This window comes from Pandoraea anapnoica, from assembly GCF_902459765.1.
GTDB classification, from domain to species: Bacteria; Pseudomonadota; Gammaproteobacteria; order Burkholderiales; family Burkholderiaceae; genus Pandoraea; species Pandoraea anapnoica.
Map to the genome: position 1 here is coordinate 460,764 of NZ_CABPSP010000002.1, position 26,194 is coordinate 486,957.

The 26,194-nt window shown below is 61.2% G+C and carries 26 protein-coding genes and 1 tRNA gene; 9 read left to right on the forward strand and 18 right to left on the reverse strand.

The window, feature by feature from the left end; translation table 11 throughout:
• Positions 1-37: 37 nt before the first annotated feature.
• From pheS to PAN31117_RS05175, 9 genes are all read right to left on the reverse strand, one after another.
• A complete protein-coding gene (gene pheS, locus PAN31117_RS05135) occupies positions 38-1,051 on the reverse strand; it encodes a phenylalanine--tRNA ligase subunit alpha (RefSeq protein WP_039397704.1) in 1,014 nt (337 codons plus the stop codon).
• A gap of 149 nt (positions 1,052-1,200) precedes the next feature.
• Entirely contained in the window at positions 1,201-1,560 is a 360-nt protein-coding gene (rplT, locus tag PAN31117_RS05140) for a 50S ribosomal protein L20 (protein ID WP_010806048.1), read from the reverse strand.
• Positions 1,561-1,585: 25 nt separating this feature from the next.
• The gene (gene rpmI, locus PAN31117_RS05145) at positions 1,586-1,783 is read right to left on the reverse strand and encodes a 50S ribosomal protein L35 (RefSeq protein ID WP_010806049.1); all 198 of its coding nucleotides are present in this window, start codon (positions 1,781-1,783) and stop codon (positions 1,586-1,588) included.
• Positions 1,784-1,961: 178 nt separating this feature from the next.
• On the reverse strand, positions 1,962-2,480 hold the full coding sequence (gene infC / locus PAN31117_RS05150) for a translation initiation factor IF-3 (RefSeq protein ID WP_072633239.1): 519 nt from the start codon (positions 2,478-2,480) through the stop codon (positions 1,962-1,964).
• Positions 2,481-2,532: 52 nt separating this feature from the next.
• Positions 2,533-4,440 carry a threonine--tRNA ligase gene (gene thrS / locus PAN31117_RS05155; RefSeq protein ID WP_150737245.1) on the reverse strand — a complete coding sequence of 636 codons (1,908 nt, stop codon included), beginning with the start codon at positions 4,438-4,440 and terminating at the stop codon, positions 2,533-2,535.
• Between the two features lie 237 nt (positions 4,441-4,677).
• Positions 4,678-4,754, reverse strand: a tRNA-Val gene (locus PAN31117_RS05160).
• Positions 4,755-4,936: 182 nt separating this feature from the next.
• Entirely contained in the window at positions 4,937-7,207 is a 2,271-nt protein-coding gene (locus PAN31117_RS05165; RefSeq protein ID WP_150737246.1) for a RelA/SpoT family protein, read from the reverse strand.
• A gap of 47 nt (positions 7,208-7,254) precedes the next feature.
• Complete coding sequence (locus PAN31117_RS05170; protein WP_039397700.1) at positions 7,255-7,611, reverse strand: RidA family protein; 357 nt, start codon at positions 7,609-7,611, stop codon at positions 7,255-7,257.
• A gap of 66 nt (positions 7,612-7,677) precedes the next feature.
• On the reverse strand, positions 7,678-8,556 hold the full coding sequence (locus PAN31117_RS05175) for an alpha/beta fold hydrolase (protein ID WP_150737247.1): 879 nt from the start codon (positions 8,554-8,556) through the stop codon (positions 7,678-7,680).
• Positions 8,557-8,720: 164 nt separating this feature from the next.
• Here PAN31117_RS05175 and PAN31117_RS05180 point away from each other — a divergent pair, with 164 nt between their 5' ends.
• Positions 8,721-9,512, forward strand: a complete 792-nt coding sequence (locus PAN31117_RS05180; protein WP_150737248.1) for a 3-hydroxybutyrate dehydrogenase — start codon at positions 8,721-8,723, stop codon at positions 9,510-9,512.
• Between the two features lie 253 nt (positions 9,513-9,765).
• Here PAN31117_RS05180 and PAN31117_RS05185 read toward each other — a convergent pair whose 3' ends face one another.
• A complete protein-coding gene (locus PAN31117_RS05185; protein ID WP_150737249.1) occupies positions 9,766-10,404 on the reverse strand; it encodes a CoA transferase subunit B in 639 nt (212 codons plus the stop codon).
• A 23-nt stretch (positions 10,405-10,427) separates the two neighbouring features.
• Entirely contained in the window at positions 10,428-11,126 is a 699-nt protein-coding gene (locus PAN31117_RS05190) for a CoA transferase subunit A (protein ID WP_039397691.1), read from the reverse strand.
• A gap of 227 nt (positions 11,127-11,353) precedes the next feature.
• Here PAN31117_RS05190 and PAN31117_RS05195 point away from each other — a divergent pair, with 227 nt between their 5' ends.
• Positions 11,354-11,899 carry a PAS and helix-turn-helix domain-containing protein gene (locus tag PAN31117_RS05195; protein ID WP_039397689.1) on the forward strand — a complete coding sequence of 182 codons (546 nt, stop codon included), beginning with the start codon at positions 11,354-11,356 and terminating at the stop codon, positions 11,897-11,899.
• A 6-nt stretch (positions 11,900-11,905) separates the two neighbouring features.
• Here PAN31117_RS05195 and PAN31117_RS05200 read toward each other — a convergent pair whose 3' ends face one another.
• The 3 genes from PAN31117_RS05200 to PAN31117_RS05210 form a co-directional block, all read right to left on the reverse strand.
• Positions 11,906-12,379, reverse strand: a complete 474-nt coding sequence (locus tag PAN31117_RS05200; RefSeq protein WP_150737250.1) for an acyl-CoA thioesterase — start codon at positions 12,377-12,379, stop codon at positions 11,906-11,908.
• A gap of 168 nt (positions 12,380-12,547) precedes the next feature.
• Positions 12,548-13,612, reverse strand: a complete 1,065-nt coding sequence (locus tag PAN31117_RS05205; protein ID WP_150737251.1) for a DctP family TRAP transporter solute-binding subunit — start codon at positions 13,610-13,612, stop codon at positions 12,548-12,550.
• A 228-nt stretch (positions 13,613-13,840) separates the two neighbouring features.
• The gene (locus PAN31117_RS05210; protein WP_150737252.1) at positions 13,841-14,617 is read right to left on the reverse strand and encodes an SDR family oxidoreductase; all 777 of its coding nucleotides are present in this window, start codon (positions 14,615-14,617) and stop codon (positions 13,841-13,843) included.
• Positions 14,618-14,795: 178 nt separating this feature from the next.
• Here PAN31117_RS05210 and PAN31117_RS05215 point away from each other — a divergent pair, with 178 nt between their 5' ends.
• Both PAN31117_RS05215 and PAN31117_RS05220 read left to right on the forward strand, forming a co-directional pair.
• Positions 14,796-16,466 carry an electron transfer flavoprotein-ubiquinone oxidoreductase gene (locus PAN31117_RS05215; protein ID WP_150737253.1) on the forward strand — a complete coding sequence of 557 codons (1,671 nt, stop codon included), beginning with the start codon at positions 14,796-14,798 and terminating at the stop codon, positions 16,464-16,466.
• A gap of 53 nt (positions 16,467-16,519) precedes the next feature.
• Complete coding sequence (locus PAN31117_RS05220; RefSeq protein WP_174990834.1) at positions 16,520-16,837, forward strand: MliC family protein; 318 nt, start codon at positions 16,520-16,522, stop codon at positions 16,835-16,837.
• A gap of 125 nt (positions 16,838-16,962) precedes the next feature.
• Here the strand turns inward: PAN31117_RS05220 and aroC are convergent, their stop codons facing one another.
• From aroC to PAN31117_RS05235, 3 genes are read right to left on the reverse strand one after another with little or no spacing between them, the layout of a single operon-like run.
• A complete protein-coding gene (gene aroC / locus PAN31117_RS05225; RefSeq protein WP_150737255.1) occupies positions 16,963-18,066 on the reverse strand; it encodes a chorismate synthase in 1,104 nt (367 codons plus the stop codon).
• A gap of 36 nt (positions 18,067-18,102) precedes the next feature.
• On the reverse strand, positions 18,103-20,022 hold the full coding sequence (locus PAN31117_RS05230; protein WP_150737256.1) for an MFS transporter: 1,920 nt from the start codon (positions 20,020-20,022) through the stop codon (positions 18,103-18,105).
• Entirely contained in the window at positions 20,019-20,474 is a 456-nt protein-coding gene (locus tag PAN31117_RS05235) for a CBS domain-containing protein (RefSeq protein WP_039397675.1), read from the reverse strand. The genes PAN31117_RS05230 and PAN31117_RS05235 overlap by 4 nt, the downstream gene beginning before the upstream one ends.
• A gap of 375 nt (positions 20,475-20,849) precedes the next feature.
• Here PAN31117_RS05235 and PAN31117_RS05240 point away from each other — a divergent pair, with 375 nt between their 5' ends.
• The 3 genes from PAN31117_RS05240 to PAN31117_RS05250 all read left to right on the forward strand — a co-directional run bounded on the left by PAN31117_RS05240 (position 20,850) and on the right by PAN31117_RS05250 (position 23,410).
• Positions 20,850-22,157: an O-acetylhomoserine aminocarboxypropyltransferase gene (locus PAN31117_RS05240; protein WP_150737257.1), complete on the forward strand. Its 1,308-nt coding sequence runs from the start codon at positions 20,850-20,852 to the stop codon at positions 22,155-22,157.
• Complete coding sequence (locus PAN31117_RS05245; protein ID WP_150737258.1) at positions 22,154-22,969, forward strand: alpha/beta fold hydrolase; 816 nt, start codon at positions 22,154-22,156, stop codon at positions 22,967-22,969. Before PAN31117_RS05240 ends, PAN31117_RS05245 begins: the two co-directional genes overlap by 4 nt.
• Positions 22,970-23,077: 108 nt before the next feature.
• Entirely contained in the window at positions 23,078-23,410 is a 333-nt protein-coding gene (locus tag PAN31117_RS05250) for an Mpo1-like protein (RefSeq protein WP_150737259.1), read from the forward strand.
• On the opposite strand, the gene PAN31117_RS05255 is transcribed toward PAN31117_RS05250, so the two are convergent.
• On the reverse strand, positions 23,407-24,777 hold the full coding sequence (locus PAN31117_RS05255; protein WP_150737260.1) for a YihY family inner membrane protein: 1,371 nt from the start codon (positions 24,775-24,777) through the stop codon (positions 23,407-23,409). The genes PAN31117_RS05250 and PAN31117_RS05255 overlap by 4 nt on opposite strands.
• 289 nt (positions 24,778-25,066) lie before the next feature.
• On the opposite strand from PAN31117_RS05255, the gene wrbA reads away from it, so the two are divergent.
• Together wrbA and PAN31117_RS05265 are read left to right on the forward strand one after the other, a co-directional pair.
• A complete protein-coding gene (gene wrbA / locus PAN31117_RS05260) occupies positions 25,067-25,654 on the forward strand; it encodes an NAD(P)H:quinone oxidoreductase (RefSeq protein WP_150737261.1) in 588 nt (195 codons plus the stop codon).
• Positions 25,655-25,691: 37 nt separating this feature from the next.
• Positions 25,692-26,144, forward strand: a complete 453-nt coding sequence (locus tag PAN31117_RS05265) for a DUF2069 domain-containing protein (RefSeq protein WP_150737262.1) — start codon at positions 25,692-25,694, stop codon at positions 26,142-26,144.
• Positions 26,145-26,194: the final 50 nt, after the last annotated feature.

Sequence of the window (26,194 nt, forward strand, 5' to 3'; positions counted from 1 at the left end):
AGCGGCTTTGCGCGCCAGCCAGAGCTACCGGCATCGATTACATGAATTGGCGCAGGAAGCGCAGATCGTTCTCGTAGAACAGACGCAGATCCTGCACGCCGTAGCGCAGCATCGTCAGACGCTCCAGCCCCGAGCCAAACGCGAAACCGATGTAGCGCTCGGGGTCGAGACCCATATTACGGACCACTGACGGGTGCACCTGCCCCGATCCCGAAATCTCTAACCACTTCCCGGCGTTCTTACCGGTCTCGAACTGCATATCGATTTCGGCGGACGGCTCCGTGAACGGGAAGTACGACGGGCGGAAACGCACCTGAATGTCGTCGCGCTCGAAGAACTTGCGCAGGAAGTCGGTGTACACGCCTTTCAGGTCGGCGAAGCTGATGTCTTCGGCGATCCACAAACCTTCGACCTGATGGAACATCGGCGAGTGCGTGGCATCGGAGTCGACACGATACGTACGTCCCGGCGCGATCACCTTGATCGGCGGCTTGTTCATGCGCGCATAGCGCACCTGCATCGGGCTCGTGTGCGTGCGCAGCAGCAACGGCTTGCCCGCATCATCATTGCCTTCGACGTAGAAGGTGTCCTGCATCGAACGCGCCGGATGATTCTCGGGGCTGTTCAGGGCAGTGAAGTTGAACCAGTCGGTTTCGATCTCGGGGCCATCGGCCACGTCGAATCCGATGGAACGGAAAATCTGTTCAACGCGCTCCCAGGTGGTGAGCACGGGGTGCAGACTGCCAGCGCCCAGGCCTCGGCCGGGCAGCGTGACATCAATAGCCTCAGCGGACAGGCGCGCATCGAGCAGCGCGTCGGCCATGGCCTGGCGGCGCGCCTGCAGGGCGCCTTCGATCTGTTGCTTGGCCGCGTTGATCCGTGCGCCTTCGGTCTTGCGCGTTTCAGGATCAAGCTTGCCGAGGCCCTTGAGCAACTCGGTCAGTTGGCCGGTCTTGCCGAGAAAGCGGGCTTTCTCGTTTTCCAGCGCGGCGGCGTCGGGAGCGGCGGCGAACGCACGCTGCGCTTCGCTGACGATAAGTTCCAGATCCATATGCTACAGACTCAAGTTAGGCGGTCGGAATGGCCGCGTGTACCAGCGAAAACAAGCGAAAAGGCAAGCGAAAAACAAAAGGGGGCTCCGATGAGAGCCCCCTTTTGGCGAATGGCGCGCAATCAAACGCGCTATACGCTAACTACAGCTTAGGCTGCGACGGCGGCTTTCACCTGAGCGACAATCGCGGCAAATGCCGGCTTGTCGTTGATGGCCATGTCGGACAGCACCTTGCGGTCGAGTTCGATCGAGGCCTTCTTCAGACCAGCGATGAACACGCTGTAGGTCATACCGTGCTGACGCACACCTGCATTGATACGCGCAATCCACAAGGCGCGGAATACGCGCTTCTTGTTACGGCGATCGCGGTAGGCGTATTGCCCAGCGCGCATGACCGCTTGCTTGGCGATGCGGAAGACGTTATTGCGGCGGCCGCGGAAACCCTTGGCTGCTGCGATGACTTTCTTATGGCGGGCCCGTGCGGTGACCCCACGTTTGACTCGAGGCATGTTTCTCTCCTATCTAAGTCGGGGTTTAAGCGAAGGGCAGCATTGCGCGTACGGAGTTCAGATCAGACTCATGAACGCCGACGGCACCGCGCAGGTGACGCTTATTCTTGGTGGTCTTCTTCGTCAGAATGTGACGCTTGAAGGCCTGACCACGCTTGACGGTACCGCCAGGACGCACGCGAAAGCGCTTCTTGGCACCGCTCTTGGTTTTCATCTTAGGCATGAAAAACTCCAGGGTTTTTAACATGATCACAGGTGTGACGCCAAAATCGCGCCCCTTTTAGAACCTGAGACCACTTATTTTCAGGGCCGGACTGCACCCTGCATCGCTGCCGTGCCCTTAACGGACGACGGCGGCAATTCCTTGCTGCCCGGCGGCGTCGTTCGACACCGCCACGGCATTATTTCTTCTTCGGCGCGATGACCATGATCATCTGACGGCCTTCCATCTTCGGCATCTGTTCCGGCTGGCCGACCTCTTCGAGATCGGACTTCAGACGTTCCAGCATACGAGCGCCGATTTCCTGGTGAGCCATCTCACGGCCGCGGAATCGCAGCGTGATCTTGGTCTTGTCGCCGTCTTCGAGGAAACGCTTCAGATTGCGCAACTTGACGTTGTAGTCACCGTCGTCGGTGCCAGGTCGGAATTTGACTTCCTTGATCTGAACAACCTTCTGCTTCAGCTTGTTCTCGTGCGCTTTCTTCTGTTCCGAATACTTGAATTTGCCGTAGTCCATCAGACGGCAAACCGGCGGATTCGCGGTCGGTGCAATTTCCACCAGATCGACATCAGCCTCTTCGGACAGACGGAAAGCTTCTGCCAGTTTCACAATGCCGAGCGGCTCGTTGTCGACGCCATTTAGACGCACTTCGGGCGCAGTAATCTCGCCGTTGATGCGATGCGACTTATCGGTAGCGATGTTGCTTATCCTCGAAAAAAGTCAAAAATTTAGCCGCGCTGTCCGACAGGCGTTATTTGAACGATGCGCATTCTTGCACAAGACGTTCGATGAGCGCGTCAACGGGCATCACACCCAGATCCACGCCGCCACGGGCACGCACGGCTACCGTATTCGCCTCCTGCTCTTTGTCCCCCACTACCACGAGATAGGGAACTTTCTGCAGAGAGTGCTCGCGTATTTTATAGCTAATTTTCTCGTTGCGCAAATCGCTCCGAGCCCTAAGCCCTTGTTCTTTCAACTTTTTCGTCACTTCTTGGGCGTAATCGGCCGTTTTTTCCGAGACATTCATCACGATCACCTGCTCCGGCGCCAGCCAGACGGGCAATGCACCAGCATGGTGCTCGATCAGAATCCCGATGAAACGCTCGAGCGAACCAAGGATTGCACGGTGAAGCATGACCGGACGCTTGCGGCTGTTGTCTTCGGCCACATACTCGGCGTCCAGGCGCTCCGGCATCGAGAAATCGACCTGCATCGTGCCACATTGCCACTGACGGCCGAGCGCATCCTTGAGCGTGTACTCAATCTTCGGGCCGTAGAATGCGCCATCGCCCTCGGCAATCTCGAATTCGCAGCCCGAACGGCGCAGCGATTCCATCAGCGCGAATTCGGCTTTATCCCAATTTTCGTCCGAACCGACACGATGCTCAGGGCGCGTTGCGACCTTGTAAATCATGTCCGTAAAACCGAAATCCTTATAGACCGCGTGCAGCAGCGCCGTGTAGTTCACGCACTCGTCGAGGATCTGGTCTTCCGTACAGAAGATGTGACCGTCGTCCTGCGTGAAGCCGCGAACGCGCATCAGGCCGTGCAGGCCGCCCGACGGCTCATTGCGATGGCACTGACCGAACTCGCCGTAACGCAGCGGCAGATCGCGATAGCTGTGCAGCGCCGAGTTGAAAATCAGGACGTGTCCCGGACAGTTCATCGGCTTGAGCGCGTAGGCGCGGTTCTCCGATTCCGTCGTGAACATGTTGTCCTTGTAGTTCTCCCAGTGCCCCGACTTTTCCCACAACGAGCGGTCGAGAATCTGCGGCCCCTTCACTTCCTGGTAGCCGTTGTTACGGTACACGCGGCGCATGTATTGCTCGACCTGCTGCCAGAGCGTCCAGCCCTTCGGGTGCCAGAAGATGAGGCCCGGCGCCTCCTCCTGCATATGGAAGAAGTCGAGCGCGCGGCCGAGCTTGCGGTGATCGCGCTTCTCGGCTTCTTCGAGCATGTGCAGATACGCGTCCTGGTCTTCCTTCTTCGTCCAGGCCGTGCCGTAAATACGCTGAAGCTGCTCGTTCTTGGCGTCACCGCGCCAATAGGCGCCAGCCACCTTCATCAGCTTGAAGACCTTGAGCTTGCCCGTCGACGGGACGTGCGGACCACGACACAGATCGACGAACTTGCCTTCGCGGTACAGACCGATTTCGTCGGTAGCCGGGATCGATTCGATGATTTCGGCCTTGTACTTCTCGCCCATCGACAGGAACAGACGCACGGCGTCGTCGCGCGACAGCACTTCGCGCGTCACCGGCTCGTCCTTCTTGGCGAGCTCGTGCATCTTCTTCTCAATGGCTTCGAGATCTTCCGGCGTGAAAGCACGATGGAAGGAGAAGTCGTAGTAGAAGCCGTTTTCGATCACAGGACCGATGGTGACCTGCGCCTCAGGGAACAGCTCCTTGACAGCGTAGGCCAGCAAGTGAGCCGTCGAGTGACGAATGACGTCGAGGCCGTCGGCGTCCTTGTCCGTCACGATAGCCAGACTCACATCATGATCGATCAGATAAGACGTATCGACGAGCTTGCCGTCGACGCGGCCCGCCAGGGCAGCCTTAGCCAGACCCGTGCCGATCGAACCGGCGACTTGCGCCACCGTCAGCGGAGCTTCGTACTGGCGTTGCGAACCGTCAGGCAAACGTACCGAAATCATGTCGCACTCCCATGCGCAAAAACGTCACGCGCGGCCCACGCCACGCGGCAAACCACGAAAAAAAACGGCCTCGACTGTCGTCGAGGCCGTCTCTTCATTCCTTGCATCCAGACGAAAAACACCCTCGACTTAACGTCGCACCTTCACCACTGTGAAAGTTCGGGCAGTCTTCAACATGAGTGTTTTCCAGCGCCTGTGTCTGCGGGGTTTCGCGGACTGTAATGCATTAAATTTCGTTGGTAGGCTCGATTGGACTCGAACCAACGACCCCCACCATGTCAAGGTGGTGCTCTAACCAGCTGAGCTACGAGCCTACTGCAAGAGAACGAGATTCTAGCAAGGTTTCAGCGCATCGCCAAGCGATTATTGTGCCTGCCGACGAAAAACCGCATCAACCAAGGCTTTCGCGCGGGGTCGCGACACCGGTTGACGCGTCGAGCCGCCCGCGGCGAGCTCCGGGCAACTCACCCGGAAGAGCTCGCCTCGGGCAGCCATTTCAACGCCTGCGCGACGACACCACGCCCGTCACGCCATTCAACTGCGCCAGCGCACGCTGCAACTGCCCACCATCGCGCACCTCGACCGTGAACTGCATGAACGCCTGCGCACCGCGCGATTGCGTGCTGACGCCCGTCACGTTGAGCTTCTCTCGCGAAAACACTTCGGAGATGTCACGCAGCAAACCCTGACGATCCGTCGCCTCGATCTGGATATTGACCGGATAAGCCGCAACGCCACGCCCTTCGAGCACGTCGGACGACCACGCCGTCTGAATCACCCGCTCGGGCGCACGCGTCTTCATCGACTGGAAACTACTGCAATCCTGACGGTGAATCGACACGCCCTTGCCGCGGGTGACGAAACCCACAATCGGATCTGGCGGCGCCGGCCGACAGCACTTGGCCAATTGCGTGAGCAAAGCACCGACGCCCACCACCAGCACACCGCTCTTCGCCCCCTGCGCAACACTCGTATCGAGACTCTTCTTGGCGACGACCGTGTCGTCGTCCTTCGGCTCGGGCCCCGGCACATTGCCCGAGAGCGCCTGTTCGACGTGCCGCAGGCTAAATTCGTCTTTGGCAATCGACGCGTAGAGATCGTCCGGCGCGCGAAAACCCAGACGCGCCGCCAACTCCTCAAGGTTGACGGACGTCTTGCCCTCGCGTTGCAACGTCTTGTCGATGATCGTGCGGCCGTGCGCAATCGTCTCCTCGAGGTCAATGGTGTTGAACCACTGACGCACCTTCTGACGCGCCCGATGGCTCTGCAAATACCCGAGTTGCGAATTGAGCCAGTCCCGCGACGGACCACCCTGCTTCACCGTGACGATCTCGACCGTCTGCCCGTTCTGCAACGGCGTATTGAGCGGCACCATCGCGCCATCGACACGCGCGCCACGGCACCGGTGCCCCAGCTCCGAATGCAGGTGATAAGCGAAGTCGACCGGCGTCGCCCCTTGCGGCAGCGCAATCACGCGCGCCTGCGGCGTAAGCACATAGATGTGATCGTCGATCGTCGCGCGCTTGAGTTGTTCCCACGGCTGCACAGCAGCCTCGGCCCCCACGGTGTCGGCGACATCGTCCTTCCACGCGAGCAACTGACGCAGCCACGCGATCTTCTCGTCGTAAGCGTCATTCGCCGAAAACGCACCGCCGTAACCCCGCTGTCCGGCTTCCTTGTAGCGCCAGTGCGCCGCAATGCCGTACTCGGCGAAGTGGTGCATTTCGTTCGTGCGAATCTGCACTTCGAATGCGCGCCCGTCGTCGCCGATGACGACCGTATGCAGCGACTTGTAGCCGTTCGGTTTCGGGCGCGAAATGTAGTCGTCGAATTCTTTCGGAATCGGTTGCCACAGGTTATGGACAATGCCCAGCACCGTGTAGCAATCCTTGATGTCGTCGACGATCACGCGAAATGCCCGCACATCGTAAAGCTCGGCAAAATCGACCGCCTTGCCGCGCATCTTCTTCCAGATGCTATAGATGTGCTTCGGGCGTCCGGACACTTCGGCCTTGACGCCCGCACGCGAGAGCTCGTCCTGAAGCCGCTCGATCGCCCCTTCAATGAACGTCTGACGCTCGACGCGTTTTTCTTCCAGCAGCTTGGCGATCTGCTTGTACGTGATCGGCTCCAGGAAACGGAACGCGAGGTCTTCAAGCTCCCACTTCAGTTGCCAGATCCCGAGCCGATTGGCCAGCGGCGCATAGATTTCCAGCACCTCGTGCGGCATATCTTCGGGTGGCGCCTTTTTCTCGGCAGCATACCAACGCAGCGATTGCAGACGCGAGGCCAGCCGGATCATCACGACGCGAATGTCCTGCGCAAATGCAAGCAGCATCTTGCGCAGCCCTTCGACCTGCGACTTTCGCTCAGCGATGGCATCACGATCGCGCCCATCGGACGGCATCGCCTGCGCGGCGCGCGCCCCAGCGCCCGAGAGCCGTTGCAGCTTGCGTACGTCGATCACGAGCGCGGCGACTTCGGCGCCGAACTTCTGCGTCAACGTTGCTTGCGGATCGGGGAGGAATTCGACGGCCGAAAAGAGCGCCGCAGCCTGGTGCGTCGCCTCGTCCACGCGCAGCGTGTCGAGAATCGCGATCATGCCGCGCGCGTGCGCCATGATCGGTTCGCCGGATGAGAGAACGTGTTCGCCGCACAGCGTCGCGGCGAACGCGAGTGCGTCGTCCAGAGTAGCGGGCAATGATGCATCACCCACACCCGGCGTCGAACGCGACTCAGTGGATGTCGGTGCTTGATGTTGGTTCATGTCGGAACACGGGGCGACCAGCGCCCCGGATGTTGCGGGTCGTGCACTCAGCTTTCGCGCTGAGCGGCCACAACCACGATTTCAACAAGCATGGCAGGGTCGGCGAGCAACGCCTGCACCGTAGCACGCGGAGGCGCATTGCCAGCCGGCACCCACTCGTCCCACACCTGATTCATTTCACCGAAATACTTCATGTCCGAGATGAAGATCTGACAGGACAGAATGAGCGACTTGTCGCTGTTCGCTTCGCCGAGCAGGCGGTCGATGTGCGCGAGCACCTGACGCGTCTGACCCGCCATATCCTGTGAACGGTCGTCGGGGGTCTGACCGGCCAGATAGACGGTGCCATTGTGCACAGCCATGTCCGACCAGCGCTTTTCGACATAGAAACGTTGTACTGCCATGATGTAAGACTCCTCGTATTCTTCTGACTCTGGACCTACCGCCACGCCACGTCGCACGGACGCGTCTCAGTCGGCATATCCCTCATAAAATCGGCGTGCGATCTCGATCTGATCCGCATGCACAAAGGTCGGCGCGTGCCCCACGCCGGGAATTTCGACGGCGCGCGCGTGTTGCGCGTGCGCCAGCATCTGGTCGAGCGTCGTGCGCGAAAGCAGGTCCGACTGCTCGCCTCGCACGATCAATGTCCGCCCCGGGAACGCGGCAAGCGACGCCCAGAGCATAGCCTCTCCTGCCGCAATGGCCTCAGGCGTCACCGCCGAGAAAGCCGCTCCGATCGACGGATCGTAACGCAACACATAGCCATCGCCATCCGCCTTGAGCAGCGGCTCGCTCAACGCAAGCCACTCCTGCCGGGTATGCGGCCCGAACGCCGACGAGATCGACCAGATGTAATCTGCGCCCTCGTCGATCGATGCAAAACGCTTCGGGATACCAACATACTGCCCAATGCGCGCGAGGGCTGGCGCATCGATATGCGGCCCCACGTCGTTGAGCAGCAAGCTACGAATCGGCGTATCCGGCAAACCCGCGAGTCCCATGCCGATGAGGCCACCCATCGACGTACCGAACCAGTCGACGGTCGCGACGCCGAGGCGGGCGATAAGCGTCACCATGTCCGCAACGTACTGCGGCACAACGTAACCCGCGGGGTTCAGCAACCAGGACGACTGGCCACGCCCCACCACATCGGGACACACCACACGGTAGTCGTTTGCGAACGCACTCGCCAGCGCGTCAAAATCGCGACCACTGCGCGTGAGCCCGTGAACGCAGACCAGCACACGAGGGTTCTCGGGATCACCCCACTCTGCATACGCCATCCGATGCAACCCGGATGGACTCAGACACTGAACGTTCGACAGACGCGGCGTGTGACTCGGCATGGCAGGCTCATCGGATCGGTTTCCAGAGTCGAATTCTACCGCGCTTGCCGCAAACCGTAAGCTAGAATGAGGTCACTCATGAGCCGCATCAAACCGCAGTTCGCGGGCCACGCTCGTCGACATCGTATTCTTCCCCCACCTTCCTCCCGCACGGAGACGATGCAATGCTGAAAGGAAAAATCGCCCTCGTGACCGGCTCGACCAGCGGCATCGGTCTGGGCATGGCACAAGCGCTCGCGGCACAAGGCGCCACCCTCATCACGAATGGCTTCGGCGACGCAGATACGGCGCGCAAGGCCATTGCCGATGCTGCAGCGAAGGCGGGCCATACCGGCACACAAGTCGGCTATCACGGTGCCGACATGAGCCGCGCGAGCGAGATCGAGGCGATGATGCAATACGCCGAATCGGAGTTCGGCGGCGTGGACATTCTGGTCAACAACGCAGGCATTCAGCACGTCGCGGAAATTCAGAATTTTCCGACGGACAAATGGGACGCGATCATCGCCATCAATCTGACGTCCGCTTTCCATACCACGCGACTTGTCTTGCCCAGCATGCGCACGCGCAACTGGGGACGCATCATCAACATCGCGTCGGTTCACGGACTCGTCGGCTCGGCAGGCAAGTCAGCGTATGTAGCGGCCAAACACGGCATTGTTGGCCTGACGAAGGTGACGGCACTGGAAAACGCGCAGACCGGTGTAACGGCCAACGCGATCTGTCCGGGGTTCGTGCTCACACCGCTCGTGCAAAAGCAGGTGGACGACCGCGCCGCCCGTGACAAGCTGTCGGGGGATGAAGCCAAGCGTTCGCTGCTCGGCGAGAAACAACCGTCGGGCGAATTCGTCACGCCCGAGCAGCTCGGAGCGCTCGCCGTCTTCCTGTGCAGCGACGCCGCCGCGCAGGTGCGCGGTGCCGCATGGAACATGGACGGTGGCTGGACGGCGCAGTAAAACGACGAAGGCAGCGACGAAGGCAGCGACAAAGGCAGTGACAAAGGCAGTGACGCGGCATTTCACCCGCTAGCCAACAATGCCAATCATCAAAACAAAACGGGCGGAGAAATTCTCCGCCCGTTTTGCATTGCACTGTCCAACTTCCTACATCATCGACGACCGGGTTCAACGGCCCAGGTCATCCTCAGCAATTCCGTGCCGCGCGTTGCCCGGCGACCGGCCGGGCAATCCAGCGACAATCGCTTCGACCTCAGACGGCGCTCGTATCGAGCTGTGCCCCGGTCTTCTGCGAGATTTCTTCCTTCGTCACGCCCGGTGCCAGCTCGATGACCGTCAGGCCATCCGGCGTGATGTCGATCACACCGAGATCGGTAATGATGCGATTGACCACGCCCACACCGGTGAGCGGCAGATCGCAGGCCTTGAGGATCTTGTGCGCATCGCCCTTAGCCACATGCTCCATGAGCACCACCACGCGACCGACGCCCGCAACGAGGTCCATCGCACCGCCCATGCCCTTGATCATCTTGCCCGGGATCATCCAGTTCGCGAGGTCGCCCTTTTCGCTGACCTGCATCGCACCGAGAATCGCCAGATTGATGTGACCGCCGCGAATCATGGCGAACGAATCGGCCGACGAGAAAATCGACGAGCCCGGGAGCGTCGTCACCGTCTGCTTACCTGCGTTGATCATGTCGGCATCGACCTCGTCTTCGGTCGGGAACGGACCGATGCCGAGCAGGCCGTTTTCCGATTGCAGCCAGACTTCCATGCCGTCCGGCACATGGTTCGCCACCAGCGTGGGCAAACCGATGCCGAGGTTCACGTAAAAGCCGTCTTCGAGCTCTCGCGCCGCGCGCGCAGCCATTTCATCACGATTCCATGCCATGGTTATCTCCTTGATCTCGGCGCTTACTTGGCACGTACCGTGCGTTGTTCGATGCGTTTCTCCGGATGTGCGTTCAGCACAATGCGCTGAACGAAGATCCCCGGAAGATGCACGTCGTCCGGATCGATCGAACCGGTTTCGACCAGTTCCTCGACTTCGACGATGGTGATCTTGCCGGCCATAGCAGCCATCGGATTGAAGTTACGGGCGGTGCGGTTGAACACGAGGTTACCTGCACGGTCGGCCTTGGCGGCCTTGACCAGCGCCACATCGGCGCGCAGCGAGCGCTCCATGACGTACGTTTCACCGTCGAACTCACGCGTGTCCTTACCTTCGGCAACCACAGTGCCCACGCCCGTCTTCGTAAAGAATGCCGGAATACCGGCGCCGCCGGCGCGCAGCTTCTCGGCCAGCGTGCCCTGCGGCGTGAATTCAAGTTCGAGTTCGCCCGCCAGATACTGACGCTCGAATTCCTTGTTCTCGCCCACGTACGACGAAATCATTTTCTTGATCTGACGCGTCTCAAGCAGCAGACCGAGGCCGAAACCGTCGACGCCGGCGTTGTTGCTGATGCAGGTGAGCCCCTTGACGCCCGAGTCGCGCAATGCGGCGATCAGGGCCTCCGGAATGCCACACAGGCCGAAGCCACCGACGGCGAGCGTTTGCCCGTCTGCGACGACACCGGCGAGCGCCTCCTTGGCGCTGGCGTATACCTTGTTCATCGTTTGTCCCTTTCCCTCGGTTGAGAATTGAAATTATGCCGCGCGCTAGCGCGTTGCGAGGCTTGCGACAGCCCGCCAACACCGCGGACCACGCACCTCATGCAATCTCAGAGCTTACGGTGGCACGCAAATGGGGCACAATACGTGAAATTACATATCTTCCCGCGTACCGGGCCGCCACACGCGGCGCCCACGCGGGAGACCCGACCGGATCCGTATCTCCCCCAATGCCGACGTTCGATTACCAGACAGCTTTTCACATCGCCCCCGTCGGTCTGGTCATTTCGCGCCAGCGCATCATCGAGGACTGTAATCGCCAGCTCGGCAAGATCTTCGGCTACGCACACGAAACGCTCATCGGCCAGTCTTTCCAGGTCCTGTATCCGTCCCCCAAAGAGTTCGAGCGCATCGGCGAACGCATTCCGCCCATCATGAGCACGCAAGGCGTCTATTCGGACGAACGCATCATGCGACGCGCCAACGGCGAATTGTTCTGGTGCCACGTTACGGGCCGTTCGCTTGACGTCAAGGATCCGCACGCTGCTGGCCTCTGGACCTTCGAAGACATCTCCGCCACACGCCGCGTCGCCGTCGCGCTGACCGCCCGCGAACGCGAAATTGCCGCCCAACTGGTGCAAGGCAAAACGAGCAAACAGATCGGCAAGATTCTCGAGATCAGCCCGCGAACCGTCGATATCTACCGTGCCCGCCTCATGCAGAAATACGGTGCCGGCACGGCAACGGAACTGGTGCAACGTCTGCTCGGCAACTGAACGCCATCAGCCCCCGGCGACCAGCGTGCGCACAGCCTCCGGCAACGGCACCGACTTCTCAGCTTGATAATTCACCCAGACGATTTTCGCGCCGCCTTCGGCCACGAGGATGTCCGGCGTATCGGCGCGTCGCAATTCGAAGCGCGTGTCGATACTGCTGCGTCCCGGTGCGCCGATAAACATGCGGCAATCGATATCGCCGGGATAGCGCAGTTGACGCAGGAACGTCATGTTGGCATTGACGATGACGGGGCCCTCGCCCGTATCGCGCTCTTCCGACGCGATGTCCAGCGTTTCCAGCCACGAAATGCGCACCTGCTCCATGTAACGAAAGTACACGGTGTTATTGACATGCCCGAAGGCGTCCATATCGCCCCAGCGAATGGGCATGCTCATACGAAAGACTTCTTTGTACTCTGACGACACTGCAATTCCCCATGATGAAAATCGATGCCCTGCCTTGAACTGACAGGGCGTCATGGGGATAAAGTGTAGCGCTTCAGGTGGTGTGGCGCGCGTCAGACTGCCGGGATTCGCCTCGACGAGCCGTCATTTAGGAGTGGCGAGAGGGGCGTGTATCGGAAGTTTCCGAAGCGCCCAAGCACCCAAAGCGCCCCGCCACCTCCGGCAACGCGACGGTCCCGCGTCTTACCTGCGCGCCCCGAGGGACGGCGACTTGCTGCTGATCGACTCATCCCTGACGGCCGCTTCGGCCTTTTCGACCAGATCGCGCCCGACAAGCGCCTTCCACTTCACGTAGACCGGCCGCGTCGCATCGACAAAGCGCTGGCGCTGCTCAGGGGTCAGTCGTGTGACCTTCACCCCGCGGGCCTCCAGGTTTTCCCACATCCCCTGCCCGCTGCTGAGCAAATCCTCACGGGCCAGCGTGACTTCAAAGCGCGCCGCCTCCACTGCGGCATCGCGCACGATATCGCGATCCTGCGGCGACCAGCTATCCCATACCTGACGATTGACGACGAAGACGATAGGATCGGCCACGTAATCCCATACCGTCAGATAGCGCTGCCCGACGGTATCGAGCCGTGCATTGTTGAAGATCGTGATCGGATTTTCCTGACCGTCGATCTTGCGGGCACGCAATGCGCGAATGGCCTCGCCCCATGTCATCTGAGTGGGCACGGCGCCAAGCGCCGTGAAGATATCGTTGAACAAAAGCGAGCCGACGACGCGAAAGCGCAGCCCTCTCATGTCTTCCGGCGAGCGAATCGCGCGACGCGAATTGGTCACCTGGCGAAAACCGTTCTCCCCCCACGCCAACGGCACGACCCCCTGCTCCTCCACGCGACGGAAGAGTTCACGGCCGACTTCGCCCTGCGTGAGCGCGTCGAGCGAGCGATACCCGCGCAGCAGAAAGGGCAGCGAGAAGACGTTGAATTCGGGAATCGCCGACGACCAATTGATCGTCGAACCGACAGCCATGTCGATGACGCCCTGACGCAGCGCCGTGAACTCACGCGTCTGATCGCCGCCCATGAGCGTGGCGTTGGGGTGGAGCCGGATGTTGATGCGCCCTTGCGTGCGTTCGCGCACCATGTCCGCCCAAAGCTGCGTGCCTTTGCCCCACGGTGTGCCGCCATCGGGCACGATCGACAGCGTGTATTCGGCCTTGTAAGGTTGCGCGCCCACTGGCAGCACGATTGCGGCGAGGGCAAGCGCGACTCCGACGAGCCCCCGCCAGCCTTGATTACGCATGTTGTCCTCGAGATGATTCGGGATCCGACGTCAACGTGACGTCTTTCGTGATCCGCTGAGCTTCCATGAACGTCAATAAGCGTTCTGGAGCACCGGGAAATTATGCGCTCGTCGTCATTGCGCTGACTGCCTCGGACAATCCCCGATTGCCGCATTGCAGCGAGCCTGCGCAATCGGCCGACCGCCTGCAAAAAGCCTTGCCCGGCGACCTTCGGACGGCCGTTGCGCCTAGCCTACCGCCAGACCATCGTCGATGGTCATGATCGAGCCGTTAATGAAACGGGAATCGTCTGATGCCAGTAGCAGAATCAACCCATCAAGGTCGCCGGGTTCGCCGACCCGCTGGCGCGGCAGCATCTGAATCAGCTTGCGCCCGGCTTCGGTCTGCCAATGATCGTGGTTGATTTCGGTATCGATGTACCCCGGACAGAGCGCGTTCACGTTGATGTTGTAGCGCCCCCATTCGAGCGCCATCGAACGGGTCATGTGAATCACGGCCGCCTTGCTTATGCAATAGACGCCGAGCATGGAAATCGCCCGTTGCCCGGCGACCGAGGCCACATTGATGATCCGGTGTTGCCGTTGCGGGTCGCCCTTGCTACGCCGGATCATGCGCTTGGCCACTTCCTGCGCCACGAAAAACGCACCGCGCGTGTTGGTATCGACGACGTAATCGAAGTCTTGCGGTGTCACATCGACCAGCTTTTGCTGGGTGGACACCCCCGAGTTGTTAATCAGAATGTCGATGGCACCGGCCTCGGTCTCGGCATGCGCCACCCCGGCGCGAATGCTGTCGTAGTCGGTGACATCGAGCGGCACAACGTGCGCCGCGCCGCCCTGGGACTCGATTTCCGCCCGCAATTCCTTGAGTCGCTCCACGCGACGGCTGGCCAGCACGACCTTCGCCCCCGCCTGCGCGAGTACTTTGGCGAACTGCATGCCAAGCCCGCTCGACGCCCCCGTGACCATTGCGACCTTGCCTTCCAGATTCAGCGAACGCCCCATCGTCTTCTCCCTCGTGCTTCGACACCCGTTGAGCAACGGCGTCGCCACCCGGCTCGCCGCTAGAGCTTCCTACCTACCAAATCGAACGACCGTACTATTAATATGCGGTTGCGAGGTGTTCCCCATTCCCGGAAAATGGCCGCACCCACGAATTCTAACGTTTATAACAGGAGCATCAATGGATCCCAAGCTGCTTGAGCAGTACGGCCCGAGGGAGTCGATGGAGTATGACGTCGTCATTGTTGGCGGCGGTCCGGCCGGCCTGTCCACGGCTATCCGTTTGAAGCAACGCGCACAGGAAGCGGGCAAGGAGATTTCCGTCTGCGTCCTGGAAAAAGGCTCGGAAATCGGGGCCCACATCCTGTCCGGCGCGGTCATGGATCCGCAAGCCCTGACCGAACTCATCCCCAACTGGAAGGAACTCGGCGCACCGCTCGACACCCCCGTCGTCGAAGACCGCTTCCTGTTCCTGAGCGAAACGGGTGCAACCTCCACGCCCTCGTGGCTGCTGCCTGCCTGCTTCCAGAATCACGGTAACTACGTCATCAGTCTGGGTAATGTCGTGCGCTGGCTCGGTCAGCAGGCCGAAGCGCTGGGCGTCGAGATCTTCCCGGGCTTCCCTGCCGCCGAAGTGCTTTATGACGAAAACGGCGCGGTCATGGGCGTGGCGACCGGCAATATGGGTGTCGGCAAGGACGGCGAGCCGACCGAGAACTTCCAGCTCGGCATGGAGCTGCATGCCAAGTACACGATCTTCTCGGAAGGTGCACGCGGTAGTCTCGGCCGCCAGTTGATGCGTAAATTCAACCTCGATGAGGGACGCGATCCTCAGGCGTACGGTCTGGGCATCAAGGAATTGTGGGAAATCGATCCGTCCAAGCATAAGGAAGGGTTGGTGATTCACACGGCGGGCTGGCCGCTCAATTCGAGCACCTACGGCGGCTCGTTCCTCTACCATCTGCCGAATAACCAGGTGGCCGTCGGCTTCATCGTCGGTCTGGACTACAGCAATCCGTATCTGTCGCCGTTCGAAGAGTTCCAACGTTACAAGACGCATCCGTCGATTCGCCACTTCCTCGAAGGCGGCAAGCGCATCTCGTACGGTGCCCGCGCCATCACGGCAGGCGGTTTGCTCGCGCTGCCGAAGCTAGTGTTCAAGGGCGGTGCTCTGGTCGGCTGCGAAGCCGGCTTCCTCAACGTCAGCCGCATCAAGGGCAGCCACGCCGCGATCAAGAGCGGCATGATGGCCGCCGATGCCGCGTTCGATGCCGTCACAGCAGATCGCCAGCGCGACGAGTTGACGAGCTACCCGGCAGCGTTCGAGCAATCCTGGTTGCACGAGGAACTGAACAAGGCGCGCAACTTCAAGCAGTGGTTCAAGAAGGGTTTGACGGTCGCGACGCTCATGACCGGCATCGAGCAAAAGCTGCTCGGCGGCAAGATGCCCTGGACGATTCATCGCAAGAAGGCCGACCACGAATGCCTGCTGCCGGCCGCGCAATGCCAGCCGATCGTCTATCCGAAGCCAGACGGTAAGCTCACGTTCGACCGCCTGTCGTCGGTGTTCATTTCGAACACCAATCACGAAGAGAACCAACCTGCCCACCTGACGCTCAAGGACGCGAGCGTGCCTGTCGGTATCAATCTGAGCGAGTACGCTGGGCCGGAACAACGCTACTGCCCGGCGGGTGTGTATGAGTTCGTGAAGAACGACGACGATTCCGATCGTTTGCAGATCAACGCCCAGAACTGCGTGCACTGCAAAACGTGCGACATCAAAGACCCGACGCAGAACATCGTGTGGGTCACGCCGGAAGGCGGCGGTGGTCCGAACTACCCGAATATGTGATGTTGTATTGCCGCCGGTTCGCCCGGCGGTTTTTATTTGTACACACAGGAGGCATGATGTCGAGAATTTCCGTATGGATGTCGGGCGCGGCGTTGGCAAGCGCCCTCGCTCTGACCGGCGGCGCCGTCCACGCCAAGACGATGAGCTACCTGTGCGACAACCAGCACGTCGCCGTGCTCGTCTATGACGATCACAACCTCGGTGGCGACGTCACGCTGTACTGGATGGGCAAACGCGAGGTCCTCAAACCGGCGCGCGCCGCGAGTGGAGAAAAGCACGTCGGACGCACGCTTATCTGGTGGAGCAAGGGTCCCGAAGGCACGCTGTACACCGCCAAAGGCGAGCAGCCCATCACGCAATGTCGCGAGTGATCGTGCCAACGCAAAGACGAGGCCGCAGATGTGAAAAACGCCAGACTCGTCGCCTGGCGTTTTTTTTATGGGTTCAGCGTGTCGGCTCGCGCCGCTTTCCTCCACCGGACTTCCCCCTACTCCGCTTACTCCGGTGCGCGTGCCGGGATGACCGGCGTGTTCACGTGAACATCGCCGCACTGCGCACGATGGCGCAGCGCATGGTCGATCAACACGAGCGCCAGCAACGCTTCGGCAATCGGCGTCGCGCGAATGCCAACGCACGGATCGTGACGGCCAAACGTCTCTACCGTCGCAGGTTGTCCGTTGACGTCGATCGACTGGCGCGGTGTACGGATGCTCGACGTCGGCTTAATGGCAATCGAGACTTCGATGTCCTGGCCCGTCGAAATGCCACCCAGAATCCCACCGGCATTGTTGCCGACAAAGCCTTCCGGTGTCAGTTCGTCGCCGTGCTCGGACCCCTTCTGCGTCACGCTGCGGAACCCCGCACCGATCTCAACACCCTTGACGGCATTCAACCCCATCATGGCGTGAGCGATATCGGCATCGAGGCGATCGAACAACGGCTCCCCGAGACCGACCGGCACGCCCGTTGCGATCACACGCAACTTCGCGCCGACCGAATCGCCGGCCTTGCGCAGATCGTCCATGTACGCTTCCAACTGCGGGACAACCTCCGCGTTTGCTGCGAAAAACGCGTTTTGGGGCACTTGCGACCAATCGGTCTGCGGAATTTCGATATCGCCGAGCTGCGTCATGCAGCCGCGCACCTGCACGCCGAAGCGCTCCGCCAGCCACTTCTTCGCCACCGCACCCGCCGCCACGACCGGCGCCGTCAGACGCGCCGACGAACGTCCACCGCCGCGATAGTCGCGTACGCCGTATTTCTGCAAATAGGTGTAATCGGCGTGCCCGGGACGGAACGTCTGCACGATGTTGCCGTAATCCTTGCTGCGCTGATCGGTATTACGGATGAGCAATGCGATGGGCGTGCCCGTCGTCACACCTTCGAATACACCCGAGAGAATCTCGACGGCATCCGGCTCGTTACGCTGCGTCACGTGACGCGACGTACCCGGACGGCGGCGATCCAGTTCCACCTGAATGTCGGATTCCGTCAGCGCCATTCCCGGCGGACATCCATCGATCACACAGCCGATGGCCGGGCCATGCGATTCGCCGAAAGTGGTAACGGTAAACAGGGTTCCAAGCGTATTGCCAGACATACGGGGATCAGATTGGGGTGTGACGGGAATTGTCTATTATACCGGCCAGGGGCCGCGAAGCTTGAGTACCTTGTCGCGCAACGATTCGGGCGTCGCCTGCGTCGGCGCGACTGGCTCGCCAATCACCAGCTCCAGCCGATTCAGAATGCCTCGCTTGAACGGACGCGTCATCGCTGCCCCGCCGTGCCGCGAGAAGAAACTTCCCCACAGTCCCCGCAGCGCCATCGGCACCACCGGCACGGGAGAACGCTCGATGATGCGTTGCACGCCCTGCCGAAACACTTGCAGGTCGCCCGACGCCGTGAGCTTGCCCTCCGGGAAGATGCAAACCACATCCCCCGCGTCGAGCGCCTTGGCAATCTGCGCGTAAGCGCGCTCCAGACCCGCCGCGTCTTCGTGCGCCGGCGCTATCGGAATGGCGCCCACGGTCCGGAAGAACCAGGACAGCACGGGAATCTGGAAAATCCGATGATCCATCACGAAACGCACCGGGCGACGGATCGACGCGCCGATCACCACGGCATCGGCAAAGCTCACGTGATTGCACACCAGCACGCAAGGTCCCTCGTCCGGAATCTGATCTGCACCTTTCACCTCGATCCGATAAATGGTGTGAAGCATTAACCACATCACGAAGCGAATCAGGAACTCGGGGAGCAAGGTATAGAGATAGACGGCGACGAGCGCGTTGAGAATACCGGTAACGAGATACAACTGATCGATGGTCAGCCCGGCTTTCGTGAGCATCATGGCCATCAGGGCAGAGACGACCATGAACAGGGCGTTCAGAATATTGTTCGCCGCAATGATGCGCGCACGATGCGACGGCGCGCTCCGGCTCTGAATCAGTGCATACAACGGGACACTGTAGAAGCCACCGAACATCGCCAGCAGGAACAGATCGGCCAGGATGCGCCAATGCGCGGGTTGCGAAATGAACTGACCGACCGTCTGCAACGCCACGCCGGGCGCGCCGCCGCGGCTCGCGAAGTACAGATCGACAGCGAATACCGTCATGCCGATCGACCCGAACGGCACCAGCCCGATTTCCACTTTGCCACCCGAGAGCCGCTCACAGAGCAGCGACCCCATGCCGATGCCGACGGAGAACATGGCCAGCAGCAATGTCACGACGTCGGGGTTCGCCCCCAGCACGTCGCGCGAGAAATTGAAAAACGATGCGAGGAACGTGGCGCCAAGAAACCACAACCACGAAATGCCGAGCAGGCTCTGAAACACGGCGCGGTCCTTGCGCGCGATGCGCAGATTTCGCCAAGTCTCGGTAAACGGATTCCAGTTGATTCGCAGGTCCGGTTGTGCGGCAGGTGTTTGCGGCACCCAGGTGGAGACCAGACGCCCCAGCATCGCAAGACCGATACACACGCCGCCGATCCACGGCAGCGCGCCTGCGCCCGCGCCCGCCAACTCTCCGCCAATAATCGTGCCGACGAGAATCGCCACGAACGTGCCCATTTCAACGAGCCCGTTCCCCCCTACCAGCTCATGATTGGCAAGGTGCTGCGGGAGATACGCGTACTTCACCGGCCCGAACAGTGTCGAGTGCAAGCCCATCAGGAATGTGCAGACGTACAGCAACGGCGCGCTCGTCCAGACGAACCCGCCAGCGCCCACGACCATGATGGCAATCTCCAGCGTCTTGACGAAGCGGATCAGCCGGGCCTTGTCCCACTTATCGGCAATCTGCCCGCTGGTCGCGGAGAACAGGAGAAACGGTGCGATGAAAATGGCCGAGATCAGGAACGCCGCCGTCTTGCCATCGACGTCCTGAAAAAGCGATGCGTGATACGTGACGAGCGACGTGAACGCGATCTTGAACACGTTATCGTTCATCGCGCCGAGGAACTGCGTCCAGAAGAACGGCGCGAAACGGCGTTCCTTCAGCAGTCGTGATTGGTGGCCGTCGCCGCGAGCCTCGCGCTGACTGGCCTCACTCACTTTGCGTTTTCCGCTTCCTCAGCCGGCCAGTCGCGAATATAGGCCTTGAGCATTCGGTTCTCGAAGGATTGCTCCTCGACGACCGCACGGGCCACATCGTAGAAGGAAATTACGCCCATTAGCGTGCGGCTTTCCATGACCGGCAGATAGCGCGCGTGGCGCTCGAGCATCATGCGACGCACTTCATTGACGTCCGTCTCGGGCGTGCAGGTCAGCGGATGGTCATCCATGATCTTGCGAATCGTGGAACCGCCGACCGTGCCACCGTTCTTGCTGATCGTGTTGATGATCTCGCGGAACGTGAGCATGCCCACGAGATCGCCGTACTCCATCACGACGAGCGAACCGATGTCATGTTCCGCCATCGTGTCGACGGCATCCGCCAGCGACGTCTCCGGGGTCACGGTGAAAAGGGTGTTGCCCTTTACTTTCAGGATGTCAGACACACGCATGGCACACACTCCTCATTGTGTTGCTCCGTCAATCGTGGCAGAACGCTGCCGCCGACGTTGCCGGACTCGGCTTGCGAGACGGATGGCCGGCGCGCACGCCCGCTGTCTCCGTGTCAAATAGTGATTAGAACCCGTTCGATGGATGCTATCGGAAAGCGCCCCAAAAGGAAAGGCGCAGGACGCCGACATGGCCGTATGGCGCGGGTTTTCAGCCGATTCTACCTCTCGTCTCAGACAACACCTTACCCCTGACATAAGACAACACCGCAATTTCCCTGATCACCGCCGGAATGCCCGCCGGAGCGCACGAAGGTGGTGCTAGGATTGCCGTATACGTAAAGTTCACGTCACATCACCTGCGAGGCCATCCACGACATGTCAGTCCCGCACTTCGATACGCTTGCCCTGCACGCCGGCGCGGCCCCCGATCCCGCCACGGGGGCGCGTGCTACACCGATCTACCAGACCACTTCATTTGTGTTCTCCGATGCCGATCAGGCGGCCGCCCTATTCAACATGGAGCGTGCCGGGCATGTGTACTCCCGGATTTCGAATCCGACGAACGCGGTCTTCGAAGAACGCATGGCAGCGCTGGAGAACGGCGTCGGCGCGATTGCAACGGCGAGCGGACAAGCCGCGCTGCATCTGGCCATCGCGACACTGATGGGGGCCGGTTCGCATATCGTGGCGTCAAGCGCGCTCTACGGCGGTTCGCACAATCTGCTGCATTACACGTTGCGCCGGTTCGGCATCGAAACGACGTTCGTTCGCCCCGGTGATCTGGCGGGATGGCGGGCAGCCGTTCGCCCCGAGACGCGCCTGTTTTTCGGCGAGACGCTGGGGAACCCCGGCCTCGATGTGCTCGACATCGCACAGGTCGCAGGCATCGCACACGACGCGGGTGTACCGCTGCTCGTCGACAGCACATTCACGACGCCGTGGCTCATCCAGCCCTTCGAGCACGGTGCGGACCTCGTTTATCACTCGGCGACCAAATTCCTCGGCGGCCACGGTACGACCATCGGTGGCGTGCTGATCGATGGCGGCACGTTCGATTTCGAGAAAAGCGGCAAATTTCCCGAGTTCACCGAGCCCTATGACGGCTTCCATGGCATGGTCTTCGCGGAGGAAAGCTCGGTCGCACCGTTCCTGCTGCGCGCACGACGCGAAGGGTTGCGCGATTTCGGCGCATGCCTTCACCCTCAGGCCGCCTGGCAATTGCTTCAGGGGATCGAAACGCTTCCGTTACGCATGGCGCGCCATGTCGAAAATGCGCGCAAGGTCGTCGAATTCCTCGCGGGTCACGAAGCGATCGAGAGCGTCGCCTACCCCGAGTTGCCGTCGCACCCCGATTACGCACTGGCGAAACGGTTACTCCCGCGCGGTGCCGGTGCCGTGTTCAGTTTCAACCTGAACGGAGACCGAGAAGCGGGTCGGCGATTCATTGAAGCGTTGCAGTTGTTCTCTCACCTCGCGAACGTGGGCGACGCACGCTCGCTGGTGATTCATCCCGCGTCCACCACGCACTTCCGCATGGATGCCGCCGCCCTCGCCGCTGCCGGCATCAGGGAAGGCACGGTACGCCTGTCCATCGGCCTGGAAGACGCCGACGATCTGATCCAGGACCTCAAGCGCGGCCTCAAGGCGGCGGTGAAATCGTCTTCGAAGGGGCAGGCACGATGAATTTCGACATTGCCGACAATAGGGTCTACGCCTACACCGCGGGCAAGCCGATCCAAACGACACAGCCGACTGTGGTCTTCCTACACGGGGCACAGCACGATCACAGTGTCTGGGGGTTGCAGAGTCGGTATCTCGCGCATCACGGCATGAACGTGCTCGCACTCGATCTGCCGGGGCATCATCGCAGCACCGGTGCACCGCTAAAGACCATCGGTGAGATGGCGGATTGCGTGATCGCAGTGCTCGACGCGGCGGGTGTCGAGCGCGCAACATGGGTGGGCCACAGCATGGGGTCCCTGATCGCACTGGACGCGGCGGCACGCCATCCAGCACGCGTCTCGCGCATCGCGCTGGTGGGCACAGCCTATCCGATGAAGGTCGCCGATACATTGCTCAGCGCCGCCGCCGAGCGCGAATCCGAGGCCATCGCACTGGTCAATGCGTGGTCGCATAGCACGCTCGCGGCCAAACCGTCCGCGCCGGGCCCCGGGTTCTGGACATGGGGCGGCAATCAGCGGTTGATGGAGCGCGTCGCACAACGGAATCCGGCCAAAGTGTTTCTTACGGATTTCGAGGCCTGCAACGGCTACGATCAGGGCATGGACGCCGCCACGCGAATTAAGTGTCCGGTGCTGGCCGTGCTCGGACAGCGCGACCAGATGACACCGCCGCGCGCCGCGCACGCCCTGCTCGATGCCTTGCGAGACAACGGCGCGCCGGTCACGGTGGAACTCGTCGACGCCGGCCACGCCATCATGACAGAACAGCCGGATGCACTGCTCGATGCGCTCAGACGATTCTTGCGAGACTGACCCGGTCGGGCTGCAGGCTTGCAGGACGACACAGCACGATCGAAATGTGTATCCGGGATGTATGAAGCGAAGGCGTCACTTTCGCCAACCAGGACAAGGAGGCTTGCCATGACCGAGGGCCATGACCCCGCACCGGCATCACGAACGTTCGACCGGTTCGCGGACTTTTACCCGTTCTATCTCGGTGAACACAGGAATGCCACGTGCCGCCGACTTCACTTCGTCGGCTCGTGGGGTGTGATCGCTTTTTTGGTGACGTTCGCTGTGACGGGCAACGCGTGGTGGCTGCTTGCGGCAGTTGTCTGCGGTTATGCGTTCGCGTGGGTCGGGCATTTCTTTTTCGAGAAGAACCGGCCCGCCACATTTCGGCATCCCGTCTACAGCCTGATGGGCGACTGGGTGATGTTCCGCGACATCTGTGTCGGCCGCATCAAGCTTTAGCGCTTGCCCGACGCGGGGGTCCAATGCCGGACATCCGGCGTCGAAGGCATTTCGGTCCCATGGCGGGTGCCGGCACGCGCCTCGCCTTCGTCAGATACATCCTGTTCGTCCGGCGCGTCCGCATCTGGCGACGACGGGTCACGCGGCAGCGCGTCTGCAAGCGGTACGTCCCACTTCCCCTCGCGCAGGATGTCGGCCACGTGCGCACCGTCCAGCGCATGACGCTCCATCTGCCGGGCCAGTTCGTCGACGTTAAGCGCCAGTTGGGCGACGAGCGGCGACAGGGTCGTCGTCCGTGGGTTCGCAAGCAGCAGCCAGCGCTCGGCGGGGGGTTGCATGGTCATGCGTCCGACCCAGCCCATGCGTTCGAGGCGGCACAACAGCTCGTTAGCGTGTTCGAGGCCCGTGCGCATGGTGCGCGCCAGTTGCTGCGTCGTGTAACCGCCGCCACCGGCTTCACGATCCTGATTGAGCAGATGGATGAGTGTCAGGCCGTCGAGCAAATCGCTGCCGGGGAAGCGCGGATACTGGAAATGTCCAAGGCGCAGCGAGGGGAGGACCGATGTGATCGTCGCCCCGACCAGCGCGACGAGCCACGACAGGTAGATCCAGAGCAGGAAGATCGGCACGGCAGCGAAGGCACCGTACACCGCCGTGTAGGTCGGGAACTGCCGGATGTACATGCCGAAGCCACGCTTGGTCAGATCGAACGCCAGCGCCGCCACCACGCCGCCCACCAGCGCGTCGCGCCAGTCGACCTTGCAGTTCGGCATATAGACGTACATCAGCATGAACGCCACGCTCGTGAGCGCCAGCGGAATCAGACTGAGCAGCGACGCCACGGCGGGTGGCAAGGTGCTCACCAGCGACATCGATTGCGTGAAGACGTAAGAACTGATCGACAGACTCACACCGAACAGCAAAGGCCCGAGCGTCAGCAGGCTCCAGTAAATGAGCAGACGCTGGGCCAGTGGACGCGGACGCGGCACCCGCCAGATGACGTTGAACGCGGACTCGATCGTCATCAACGTCAGCACGGAGGTGAAGAGCAAGCCGATCAGACCGAACGCCGTCAGGCTCTTCGCTTTCGAGGCGAACTGATTGAGGTAATTGAATATCTGTGCGTTGACGCTCTCCGGCATCAAGTGTTCGAGCAGAAAGCCCTGGAGCGCGTCGCGAAACGAATTGAAAATCGGGAAGGCCGTGAACAAGGCGAATGTCACGGCGAACAACGGCACGATCGACAGAATTGAGGTGAACGTCAGACTGCCCGCCACTTGGGGAATCCGGTCGTCCTGTGCTCGTGCGAGCGCGTACCTCAGCAGTTGGCGAACGTTATTCCAGTTAATGCGGGACAGTTTGAACAAATCGGGCTCCTTACCAGGTAATACGCAGACACCACGAAACCACTACACACACGACGCAGGTACCGCAGCGTGACAAAAATCTGGCGACGGCGGCAGGTCGAACGCCATCCGCCGCACCCACCCCACCATGCGATCACGCCACCAGGAACGCCCTATAATACCCGCACTTTTCGCAGGCTTTTCACTCAGGACGCGAGGCTTTGGTGGCGTCGCCAGCTTGCTCTGAAAGATGGAAAGCCCGCGATTCCGGTCTACCTGCTCGCATTCGACCCTTCGCTCACTCGCATCAATGACTGAAATCCTCGTCTTGTACTACAGCCGTCACGGCACGACCGCACAACTCGCCCAATGCATTGCTGCCGGGATCGACAGCGTACCCGGCGCCCAGGCCCGCGTGCGCACCGTGCCCGCCGTGTCGACGGTATGCGAAGCTAGCGCTCCAGACATCCCGGACAGCGGCCCGCCGTACGTCGAATTACGCGATCTGGAAGAGTGCGCGGGTCTCGCGCTCGGCTCGCCGACCCGCTTTGGCAACATGGCCGGCGCGCTGAAGTACTTTCTCGACGGCACCACGCCCCAGTGGTTGTCAGGCGCGCTCGCTGGCAAACCCGCATGCGTATTCACCTCCAGCGCCAGCCTCCACGGCGGCCAGGAAAGCACGTTGTTGTCGATGATGATTCCGTTGCTGCACCACGGCATGCTGCTCATGGGGCTCCCATACACCGAACCTGCGCTTTCGAGCACGCGCACCGGCGGCTCCCCTTACGGCGCGACACACTTCGCACACGACGGCAACCCGCTCTCGACGGACGAACGTCAGTTGGCCTCGGCACTCGGTGCAAGACTCGCACGCGCGGCCTGCAAGCTGGCAGAATGAACACTTCACGCAGTAGTACAGGCCACGAGATAAGCCCATGACTGCCACACCGCCCGACCGTCAGCACGACCTCCCGCGCGACGATGCCCCACATGTCGATGTACGTAGGGCGCCCACGCCGGGACACGCTCAGGGGTTACGGCGGGTCAGCATCGCCAGCTTGCTGGCGCTGATCGCGTTGTCGGTGACCTGGGAGTTGTGGCTGGCACCGCTGCGTCCGGGCGGTTCGTGGCTGGTGCTCAAGGCGTTGCTTTTGCTCCTGCCGCTGCGCGGCGTATTGCGCGGCAATTTGTATACGCTTCAGTGGTCAAGCATGTTCATCCTGCTATTCCTCGCAGAAGGCGTGGTGCGTGGCATGAGCGATACCGGCCCTTCCGCTACGCTTGGCTGGATCGAGACGGTGCTATCGCTGGTCTTTTTCTTCGCGACCGTCTTGTATCTGCGCCCCTTCAAGCGCGCCGCGAAAGCCCGGGCGGCGGCAGCGCGCTAGCGCGCTGCACTTCCCCTTGAGGCGACGCCCTCCACGCCTTCCCGCCCCCG

What these genes read in the sequence shown, in the direction of transcription:
- thrS (WP_150737245.1), bottom strand. Translation starts at nt 4,440, where the DNA reads ATGATTTCGGTACGTTTGCCTGACGGTTCGCAACGCCAGTACGAAGCT.
- PAN31117_RS05165 (WP_150737246.1), bottom strand. Translation starts at nt 7,207, where the DNA reads ATGAACCAACATCAAGCACCGACATCCACTGAGTCGCGTTCGACGCCG.
- PAN31117_RS05210 (WP_150737252.1), bottom strand. Translation starts at nt 14,617, where the DNA reads ATGGGGCGTTCGCTGAATCTGGAAGGCAAGGTCGCAATGGTCACGGGG.
- PAN31117_RS05185 (WP_150737249.1), bottom strand. Translation starts at nt 10,404, where the DNA reads ATGGCATGGAATCGTGATGAAATGGCTGCGCGCGCGGCGCGAGAGCTC.
- PAN31117_RS05195 (WP_039397689.1), top strand. Translation starts at nt 11,354, where the DNA reads ATGCCGACGTTCGATTACCAGACAGCTTTTCACATCGCCCCCGTCGGT.
- PAN31117_RS05245 (WP_150737258.1), top strand. Translation starts at nt 22,154, where the DNA reads ATGAATTTCGACATTGCCGACAATAGGGTCTACGCCTACACCGCGGGC.
- PAN31117_RS05200 (WP_150737250.1), bottom strand. Translation starts at nt 12,379, where the DNA reads ATGACGCCCTGTCAGTTCAAGGCAGGGCATCGATTTTCATCATGGGGA.
- PAN31117_RS05180 (WP_150737248.1), top strand. Translation starts at nt 8,721, where the DNA reads ATGCTGAAAGGAAAAATCGCCCTCGTGACCGGCTCGACCAGCGGCATC.
- PAN31117_RS05240 (WP_150737257.1), top strand. Translation starts at nt 20,850, where the DNA reads ATGTCAGTCCCGCACTTCGATACGCTTGCCCTGCACGCCGGCGCGGCC.
- PAN31117_RS05175 (WP_150737247.1), bottom strand. Translation starts at nt 8,556, where the DNA reads ATGCCGAGTCACACGCCGCGTCTGTCGAACGTTCAGTGTCTGAGTCCA.
- PAN31117_RS05190 (WP_039397691.1), bottom strand. Translation starts at nt 11,126, where the DNA reads ATGAACAAGGTATACGCCAGCGCCAAGGAGGCGCTCGCCGGTGTCGTC.
- PAN31117_RS05265 (WP_150737262.1), top strand. Translation starts at nt 25,692, where the DNA reads ATGACTGCCACACCGCCCGACCGTCAGCACGACCTCCCGCGCGACGAT.
- PAN31117_RS05235 (WP_039397675.1), bottom strand. Translation starts at nt 20,474, where the DNA reads ATGCGTGTGTCTGACATCCTGAAAGTAAAGGGCAACACCCTTTTCACC.
- PAN31117_RS05205 (WP_150737251.1), bottom strand. Translation starts at nt 13,612, where the DNA reads ATGCGTAATCAAGGCTGGCGGGGGCTCGTCGGAGTCGCGCTTGCCCTC.
- PAN31117_RS05170 (WP_039397700.1), bottom strand. Translation starts at nt 7,611, where the DNA reads ATGGCAGTACAACGTTTCTATGTCGAAAAGCGCTGGTCGGACATGGCT.
- PAN31117_RS05250 (WP_150737259.1), top strand. Translation starts at nt 23,078, where the DNA reads ATGACCGAGGGCCATGACCCCGCACCGGCATCACGAACGTTCGACCGG.
- rpmI (WP_010806049.1), bottom strand. Translation starts at nt 1,783, where the DNA reads ATGCCTAAGATGAAAACCAAGAGCGGTGCCAAGAAGCGCTTTCGCGTG.
- aroC (WP_150737255.1), bottom strand. Translation starts at nt 18,066, where the DNA reads ATGTCTGGCAATACGCTTGGAACCCTGTTTACCGTTACCACTTTCGGC.
- PAN31117_RS05215 (WP_150737253.1), top strand. Translation starts at nt 14,796, where the DNA reads ATGGATCCCAAGCTGCTTGAGCAGTACGGCCCGAGGGAGTCGATGGAG.
- rplT (WP_010806048.1), bottom strand. Translation starts at nt 1,560, where the DNA reads ATGCCTCGAGTCAAACGTGGGGTCACCGCACGGGCCCGCCATAAGAAA.
- wrbA (WP_150737261.1), top strand. Translation starts at nt 25,067, where the DNA reads ATGACTGAAATCCTCGTCTTGTACTACAGCCGTCACGGCACGACCGCA.
- pheS (WP_039397704.1), bottom strand. Translation starts at nt 1,051, where the DNA reads ATGGATCTGGAACTTATCGTCAGCGAAGCGCAGCGTGCGTTCGCCGCC.
- PAN31117_RS05220 (WP_174990834.1), top strand. Translation starts at nt 16,520, where the DNA reads ATGATGTCGAGAATTTCCGTATGGATGTCGGGCGCGGCGTTGGCAAGC.